The organism is Microcoleus sp. Pol12A5 (assembly GCF_036701435.1).
Lineage (GTDB): Bacteria > Cyanobacteriota > Cyanobacteriia > Cyanobacteriales > Microcoleaceae > Microcoleus.
In genome coordinates this window covers 1-9100 of sequence record NZ_JAUBQU010000170.1, presented here as the reverse complement: position 1 = coordinate 9100, position 9100 = coordinate 1, and the positions used below count along the sequence as shown (strand labels likewise).

7 protein-coding genes are annotated in these 9100 nt (G+C 45.4%); 6 read left to right on the top strand and 1 reads right to left on the bottom strand.

Translation table 11 applies throughout. The features are described 5' to 3' along the window. The 3 genes from QUA45_RS26290 to QUA45_RS26280 all read left to right on the top strand — a co-directional run. Positions 1-540, top strand: a 540-nt coding sequence (locus tag QUA45_RS26290) for a hypothetical protein (protein ID WP_333222698.1), incomplete at its 5' end; no start/stop codon positions are given. A 79-nt stretch (positions 541-619) separates the two neighbouring features. After that, positions 620-1033, top strand: a complete 414-nt coding sequence (locus tag QUA45_RS26285) for a hypothetical protein (protein WP_333222696.1) — start codon at positions 620-622, stop codon at positions 1031-1033. Next, positions 1030-1290: a ParE family toxin-like protein gene (locus tag QUA45_RS26280; protein WP_333222694.1), complete on the top strand. Its 261-nt coding sequence runs from the start codon at positions 1030-1032 to the stop codon at positions 1288-1290. The genes QUA45_RS26285 and QUA45_RS26280 overlap by 4 nt, the downstream gene beginning before the upstream one ends. Before the next feature lie 108 nt (positions 1291-1398). Here QUA45_RS26280 and argS read toward each other — a convergent pair whose 3' ends face one another. After that, a complete protein-coding gene (gene argS, locus QUA45_RS26275; protein ID WP_333222693.1) occupies positions 1399-3156 on the bottom strand; it encodes an arginine--tRNA ligase in 1758 nt (585 codons plus the stop codon). A gap of 349 nt (positions 3157-3505) precedes the next feature. Here argS and QUA45_RS26270 point away from each other — a divergent pair, with 349 nt between their 5' ends. The 3 genes from QUA45_RS26270 to QUA45_RS26260 form a co-directional block, all read left to right on the top strand. Then, positions 3506-3901: a hypothetical protein gene (locus QUA45_RS26270; RefSeq protein ID WP_333097804.1), complete on the top strand. Its 396-nt coding sequence runs from the start codon at positions 3506-3508 to the stop codon at positions 3899-3901. Positions 3902-4613: 712 nt separating this feature from the next. After that, entirely contained in the window at positions 4614-6005 is a 1392-nt protein-coding gene (locus QUA45_RS26265; RefSeq protein WP_333097802.1) for a malic enzyme-like NAD(P)-binding protein, read from the top strand. Positions 6006-6125: 120 nt separating this feature from the next. After that, positions 6126-9100: PAS domain S-box protein (locus tag QUA45_RS26260; RefSeq protein WP_333222691.1), on the top strand; the 2975-nt coding region annotated here is incomplete at its 3' end.

The window sequence follows — 9100 nt, the reverse complement described above, 5'->3', positions numbered from 1 at the left end:
TGTATGGAAATCGATAAAATCATTAAGCGCAGCCTGGATCTGGTTTATCAAGACCTTAGCACGATTAACTTAAAAGTCCTTACCCAGTATTTCCAAAATTTAGATAAGCAGACAAAAAATGTGTGGACTCATCACATTAATTTCACTTTTAGCCAGATAGCAAATAAATTTGAGCAGCCGACTGTTTACTTGCCTGAAAATACCAAATCACTGAGGTCTGTACTTATTCCAGCTCTGGATAATTTATCCAAACACCGTTTAGGCGATCTTTTTTGGGAAGAGGTTTTAAATTTTAAAAAGCAGGTTTCAAGCGCGCTGGATAACTTCATTAATTCAATCTTTGATGACAGATTAAAACTAGGAAGTCGAGCTTTAGTTAAAGCCCTGAGATTTTACAATGAATTTCTGGAAAAGCAAGATAGATATCAGCAAGAAACACCTGCACAACGTCAGGCTGAAAGAGCCTGGATTGATTCGCAATGGACAGAAATTCAGAGAGTGGAAAAAGGTATTAAAGTGATTCTAAATTCTTCTCCATAATTCCTTAAGCTACTGTTATTCTACTAGATCGCACTTCTTCACACGCTAAAATAAACTTAGTCACAATTCCATGAAAAAAATGACAACACAACTACTAGAACTAGAGGGAACGTGGGAAGAAATTCTCGCCCAATCAGCCAAATTTGCCGATCGCCGAGTTCGCGTTATTGTTCTTGCGGATGAGGAACCGCTGAAGTCAGCCGAAGACTGTTTTCGTCAAGGATGGCACGAAGCAATGACAGGAGAGACTGTACCGCTTTCTGAACTATGGGAAGGAATTGATACAGCGATCGAGATGATGCAGTCTCTGCCAGAAACTTTACAGCAGCAAGTAGCGGAATACTTGAAAGAGTATATCGCAGACTTAAAAGATGAGCTTCAATGGGACGAATCTTTCAAGAAAACGCAACCGCAACTTGTGGCTGCTGCCCAACGCGCAAAACAAGAAATTGCTGAAGGAAAGGCACAGGAAATGAAACTTAATGAGTTATGAAATCTGCCACCCTTCCTTCCTTTTGGGAAAAATACAATTCTCTTGACAGTAGAGTAAAAGAGCAACCTAGAAAAGCTTATGGTTTCTGGCTAGAAAATCCCTTTCATCGATCTTTGCACTTCAAGTGCATCAACCAGGAAGAAAATATCTGGTCTGCGAGAATCACGCGCGGCTATCCAGCAGTGGGGATTTTACAAGGAGATACCGTGACATGGTTTTGGATTGGAAACCACGATGATTATGAACGTTTTTTCTAGTAATCAGGCCGGGGCGGGTTTTCGAGATGGTTGGTTTCAGGCAATTATTGTTAGCGAACCCGCCCCTACATCGCCTGGAATCTGGCCTGTTTCACAAGAGTTAAAAATTTACATCCTCTCTAATACCTTAATCCCCAACAACTCCAAACCTAACTTCAAAGTCCTCGCCGTCAAATCGCACAAAATTAACCGCGAAGTCCGCAACGGTTCCTCAGCTTTCAAAACCGGACATTGCTCAAAAAATTGATTGAACTTTTGACTCAATTCAAACAAATACTGACAAATGCGATTCGGCAACAAATCGCCGCCTACAGCATTTACTACTTCATTCAACTGCAATAAATGCTTTGCCAATACCAACTCGGCATCTGATTGCAAAATCACTTTCGCACCAGCATCTAAATTATCAAAATTAATCTCACCTTTGCGGCGGATTCCCTGCACGCGCACGTAAGCATACAGCATATAAGGAGCGGTATTTCCTTGCAATGCGAGCATTTTGTCGTAACTGAAAATATAGTTGCTGGCGCGATTTTGACTTAAATCGGCATACTTAACCGCACTCAAACCAACTGTTCGAGATACGTTAGCAATGAATTCCTCAGTTTCTTGTCTTTCTTCGACTTTTAATCTCTCTTCTAAATCTTGGCGCGTGCGGACGATCGCCTCATCTAACAAATCCTGCAACCGCACTGTTTCCCCAGAACGAGTTTTGAGTTTTTTGCCGTCTTCGCCCAATACCAAACCGAAGGGAATGTGCACAATTTCGACATCTTCAGGAATCCAACCGGCTTTTCTGGCTACTGCAAATACTTGGGCAAAATGGTTGGCTTGTCCAGAATCGGTGACATAAATTAACCGCTTTGCATTGTCTTTTTGGATGCGGTAGCGCACTGCTGCTAAATCTGTTGTCGCGTAGTTGTAGCCGCCGTCGGTTTTTTGGACGATTAGCGGCAGTGGTTCGCCTTCTTTGTTGGTAAAGCCGTCTACAAAAACGCATTTCGCGCCGTCACTTTCTACTAGCAAACCTAGATTGGTTAAATCTTCGACGACTGCGGGCAATAGAGGATTGTAAAACGATTCGCCGCGTTCGGTTAATTTGATATCTAGCAAATCGTAGATTACTTGGAATTCGCGGCGCGATTGATCGCACAGCAATTTCCAAGCGCGGCGGGTGTCTTCGGCGCCTGCTTGCAGTTTTACTACTTCTTGGCGGGCGGTTTCTTTGAAGGTTTCGTCTGTGTCAAAGCGCTGTTTTGCTTGGCGGTAAAATGCGACTAAATCGCCTAAGTCTAGGGCGTCAGCGGTTGTGAGGGCTTCGGGGTGAACTTCGCGCAAGTATGCGATCAGCATTCCGAATTGGGTGCCCCAGTCGCCGATGTGGTTGATTCTGAGTACGTCGTGGCCTTGAAATTCGAGGGTACGGGCGATCGCATCTCCGATGATTGTCGATCGCAAGTGTCCGACGTGCATTTCTTTGGCTATATTCGGACTCGAAAAGTCGATCGCGATTGTCTGAGGCGTTTTCGCCGGTTCAATCCCCAAACGCGAGTCGCCGGCGATCGCACTAATTTGCGCTTCCAAATAAGCCGGTTTCAGCTTCAAATTGATAAAACCGGGCCCGGCGATTTCTGGGGTTTCGCAGATGTCAGTAATATCTAGGTTTTCGATGATTGTCGAGGCGATCGCCCGCGGCGGCTTTCCTAACTTTTTCCCCAAACTCATCGCCGCGTTGCACTGAAAGTCCCCAAAGTTGGGATTGCTGGCGGCGGCTAGCATCGGATCTGCACCTGCATAACTTTCGCCGAATGCAGCGGTGAATGCTTTTTCAAATTTTGCTTTTAACTGTTGGGCGATCGAGTTCATGTTTAATATTTTGATTGGATGTTTATTTTTAACTCTAGATTAATGACTTTTTGCCAATAATACTCTTACTACTTAGGTAATTTCCCTCTGGTTCTCTTCCTCTCGTCCTCTCCTCCTCTCCTCACCTACTAGGAAATTTTGTACTTCGCTTTGAGCTGCTGATGCGATCAAAAGCACTGACGGTAATAGCACAGAGTACATTTTATCACAGTTGCGATCGCTACACAAATTAAAAATTATCACATCTAGTCAATGATCTCGATCGCTAGATCATTTTGTTAAATCGCTTACATTAAGGTATGTTAAAATTTTTTCAATGCTCCCAAAAATCCTACGAAAGGAAGTAGTTATGTTATCTCAACCTATTTTTGGCGATCGCTCTCTGACCCAAGCCTTTTATCAAGCAGTAATCGATCGCTTCTACGACGGTTTCAGTCTCTCCACCCAAGCACTATTACGAGAGTGTACCCTCGGCTTTGCCCCTTGTCCCGATGGAGTCAAAACCTTTTTCATCATCGCGCCGAGTCTGGATGCAGCAGAGCAACTAATGGAAAAAATGGACAGCATTTTGGAGCGAGTTGCCGAACTCATGGCTGGAGTCGGACAAGTTGCTCTGTGCATAGTTCCCCCCGGCAGCGAAGCAGAGCAACCAGTAGATATGCAAGATTTAGAAAAAGTTCCCCCAGATTGTCTGGCTTGCAAATTCTTTACAATTATATGGGCCGATGCTGCGGCCGATCGGTAAAATTGACAGTTAGCAACCAGCAACTCAACAAGGTTCGGCTGAACCTGTGGCTGTGGCGCGGGGTAGATTGTCTGTTAGTTACAGTCCGTGGAATTATCGGGCAAAGCGTGCAGGTAATTTAGATCGTTGGCAAGGTTGCACTCGCAATCCTTGGCAAGTATTAAACAAGCAGACAAAATATATATCAAAGGCCCGCTTGTCAGTCGCTCAGATTTTTACCTGCCGGCTCAAACAGCCGTGCATCTACTTTTTACATTCCCAATAAAGGAAATCAAAAATCCGCATCAACGTTCCTGGGTGTCTCGCTTCAAAAGACAGCAGCAGGAATGAGGCGGTATCGCTGGCAAATAGATTTTTGCGAAATATCTGCTGATGTTCAGAATAAGCAGAAATATTCTCAAAAATAGATAATAGTTCCGCAGGTTGACCTCAGAAACACGGTTTTTACCCCCGCGCTTCATATTCGTAGTTCGCTAGGAAATTGACAGAAAATAGACTGTTTGTGGGAGAGTCACTAGCTAGAAACACAGCAAAGCTTTACTCAAAAAAAGAGCAGTTTTCCAGCGAAACCCCTGGCAGTGCACAGCGATCGTATCACAGCCTCATAGAATTTGTGAAAAATTTCAGTTGAAAATTTGAATTATTAAATTTTATGCCTAACATTGGCGATAAAATCTAAGATTGAAATTCTCAAATCTGAAATCCAGGCATCATGGTAAAACTGACACCAAACCCCAGCTTTAGTTTAACAATTCGGGTTGCTCTGCCGAACCAGCCGGGAATGCTGGCAAGAGTCACCAGCGCGATCGCATCTGTCGGCGGCAACTTCGGCCAAATCGACTTGATCGAGCAAACCCGCGCCACTACAATTCGTGATATCACCGTTGATGCCTCCAGCCTCGAGCACAATGAAGAAATAGTGCAAGCAGTGAAAGGACTCCCAGATATCAAAGTGATCGACGTGTACGATCGCACTTTCAACTTGCACCGCGGCGGAAAAATCAGCGTAGTTAGCAAAATTTCCCTCAAACGCCAGTCAGATTTGGCAATGGCATACACCCCTGGAGTCGGCCGCATCTGCACGGCGATCGCCAATGACCCGCAACAAGTTTATAACCTCACAATCAAACAAAATACTGTTGCCATTGTTACCGACGGTAGCGCAGTTTTGGGACTGGGAAACCTCGGCGCTGCCGCCGCACTGCCAGTCATGGAAGGTAAAGCCATGCTATTTAAAGAATTTGCAGGTATTGACGCCTTTCCTATCTGTTTGAATACCCAAGATACGGAGGAAATTATTCGCACAGTGCAGAATATCGCCCCGGTTTTTGGTGGCGTTAACCTCGAAGATATTTCTTCTCCCCGCTGCTTTGAAATCGAAGCAAGATTGCGGGAAACCTTAGATATTCCAATTTTTCACGACGACCAGCACGGCACTGCAATTGTCAGTTTGGCAGCATTAATTAATGCCTTGAAACTCGTCAAAAAAACAATCGCAGAAGTGTGTATCGTGATTAACGGAGCCGGTGCGGCCGGAGTCGCGATCGCCCGCTTGCTGCGTAAAGCAGGTGCCCAAAACATCATCATGTGCGACTCCAAAGGCGTTCTCTCCGAAGACCGCACGGATATGAACCCAGAAAAACTAGAATTTGCCGTCGCTTCGAGCGGTACTTTGGAAGATGCGATCGCCGGTGCCGATGTATTTTTAGGCGTCAGCGCCCCAGGCGTAGTCACCCGCTCCATGGTGCGTTCGATGGCCGAGAATCCCATTGTTTTTGCCATGGCAAATCCCATTCCCGAAATCCAGCCAGAATTAATTATGGAAGATGCGGCGATTATCGCAACCGGACGCAGCGATTACCCAAATCAAATTAATAATGTTTTGGCATTTCCGGGGATATTTCGAGGTGCTTTGGACTGCAAAGCAACCACGATTACGCCCACTATGTATTTGGAAGCAGCTTATGCGATCGCCTCTTTAGTCAGTCCTTCCCAGCTTGACAAAGAGCACATTATACCGTCTGTTTTTGATGAAAGAGTTGCCATTGCTGTCGCCGGTGCAGTGCAGTTAGCCGCCAGATCCGAAGGTCTTGCCCGCGATTAATAGAAGGAAGAAGGAAGACCTCCTTCTTCCTTCTTCTCTCTTGCTTAATGAAGGATAAAAGTCACAGCAATAAACAACATAAAAAGATATAATTAAATAAATCAAGTCCAGCTAGGTCAGATGCAAAGCCAGTTAGGAAAAGCCAAGCGCGATCGCTCCCACCGCAAATTGTTACAACTCAGCCCGATCGGGCTAGCCTTGTGCCGGACAGACGGGACTTTTCTCGACGTAAATCCAGCTTTTGCAAGTATTATCGGCCGCACAGTTGCAGAAACTCTCCACCTCAACTACTGGGAAATTCAGCAAACACAGTGCGCGCCCCCAGAAAAATATTTAGAATGTCAAGTAAAAAATAGCCATACGCACCTGTGCGAAGCAGCATACAAACATAAAAATAACCATCTCGTACCCGTGCGAGTTTCCGAGCGGGCAATTGAAATAGGGGGAGAGTGCGCGATTTGGCTAAGCGCTGAAGAAAATTTTAGTTCTCAGCAGGAAAATAGCGAACCGCTGGAATCAGCGCCGCTGCAGAGCAATTCACATCTAGAAAAATTGCTGACCAAGCAGACTGCAGAACTGGAAAAAACTCAGAAACTACTCGAAGAAAAATTTTCCGAACTGGAACAGGCTCAAGAAAAATTGCGTCTCCAAAGTCAAATTATCGACCAAATTCACGAAGCGGTGATTTCTACAGATATGGACGGCTGGATCACCATGTGGAATCAAGCCTGCCAAAAGTTATACGGCTATGAAAAAACTGAGGCTATCGGACAGCACATTTCTCTAATTTACCCGCCTGAAAAGCACGAATTTTTATTAGAGGAAGTCATCAAACCGCTACAAAAAAAAGGCGAGCATGAAATAGAAGTTATAACACGCCGAAAATCAGGAGAAATATTTTCCTCGCACCTGATGCTTTCGCTATTGAAAGACCAAACGGGAGAAGTTGTGGGGATGATTTGCTCTTTAACAGATCTCAGTATTTGCAAAGCTTTAGAACAAGAGTTAGCCCAGAGACAAGCACTATTTGATGCCTTTTTGAAGGAGGCACCTGCAGGACTTTGCATTTTGGACTCCCAACTGCGGTACGTGCAAATCAATCAATTTCTAGCACAAATAAACTGCCTGAGTCCTGAAGAACACATAGGCAAGACTGTACGGGAAATATTGCCGAACATCGCTCCTATTGTAGAGCCTTTGTACGAACAAATTTTGAGGGCGAAACAACCCTTAATTAATATAGAGATGAGTGGTGACAATCCCAGAAAGCCGGGGTTTGTCCGGCACCTGACAGGCTCTTATTTTCCCTTGCTAGACAAAGATGGCGAGGCTCTCGGCATCGGTGCAGTCATCATTGACATTAGCGATCGCAAACAAGCAGAAGCTGCGCTGCAAAAAAGCGAAGAGCTTTACCGCACTATGGCAAGCAACTTTCCCAACGGTGCGGTGATGTTGTTCGATCCAGAAATGCGCTACACCCTGGTAGAAGGTACAGAATTATCAGCAGTGGGGCTTTCCAAAGAACTCATGGAAGGCAAGACAATCTGGGAAGTATTCGAGCCAGATGTTTGCGCTGATATCGAGCCAACTTATCGGGCGGCACTGGCAGGACAAACAGTTGTTACAGAAATTATTTATAGCGATCGCGTTTACCTCGGTTATGCTTTGCCAGTCAGAAACGAACGGCAAGAAATTATCGGCGGATTGCTAATGACTCAAAACATTACTGCTCGCCAATTAGCAGAAGAAGCGCTCAGGGAAAGCGAGGAAAAATATCGGTGCATTGTCGAGACAGCAGACGAAGGAATTTGGATGATAGATACGGATAGTAAAACTACTTTTGTCAACCAAAAAATGGCCGATATGCTCGGCTGCACTCCAGAGGAAATGATCGGGAAGTCGCTATTTGATTTCATGGATGCAGAAGGCATCGCACTCGCACAAGTCAGTCTCGAACGCCGCCGTGAAGGAATTCGCGAACAGCTCGATTTTAAGTTCCGTAGCCGAGACGGCAGGGACTTGTGGGCGATGGTTTCTACTAATTCTTTGGCTGACAAACAGGGACGCTATGTGGGTGCTTTGGCAATGGTTGCCGACATTACCGATCGCAAGCAAACAGAAGCCGCATTGCAGCAGTCGGAAGCCAAATTTCGATCGCTCTACGAATTAACCAGTTTGCCCGTTTTTATGTTACGTGACAATGCCATCACCGATGCCAACACAGCCACCCTAAAACTATTCGGCTGTACTACCCCGCAACAGTTGTACGGCCAAAATCCCGGCAAACTCTCGCCTCTTTTCCAACCCAACGGCAGAGATTCTTTGAGCTTGGTTAACGAAATGATAGCGATCGCTTTTGAGCGGGGAAAGCACCGTTTTGATTGGGTTCATCAGCGCTTAGACGGTACTGATTTTCCCGCAGAAGTCGTGCTGACAATCATCGAGGTTGGAAATGAAAAAATCATCCAAGCAGTGCTCCAAGATTTAACGGATCGCAAACTTGCAGAAGAAACTTTAGTCCGATCGGAACAAGCACTCAGACAACAAGCTCAGCGAGAACTACTGCTCAATCAAATTGCTAACCAAATCCGCACTTCTTTAGATTTATACACCATTGTACAAACCGCCGTTCAAGAAATTCGCAATTTGATGCACCTAGATTGGTGCATTTTCACTTGGTATCGCCCCAACACGAATCCTCCGGTTTGGGACGTAACTTTTGAAGCCAAGAATGTAGATTTGCCCACTATTATCGGCACTTATCCTATAGACGACAAATCTTGTTTCGCTGTGCGCCAGATTTTGCGACGAGAAATTCTGCGAATTGATGATGTTAGCACTTTTGAAGATGTAAAATTGCGCGAACTTTTCCAGGCTTCAAAATTTAACTCAGTGCTGTCCCTGCCAATTCATACTGCTTCCGGCGATATTGGGGTGATTACCTGCTATCAAACCCTTTCCATGCGAAATTGGAGCGACTCGGAAGTCGAACTGATGCAAGCGGTAGTTGCTCAACTGGCGATCGCGATCGACCACGCCGAACTCTACACCCAAACCCGCACAGCGGCACGATTAGCTCAAGCTCAAACTCAACA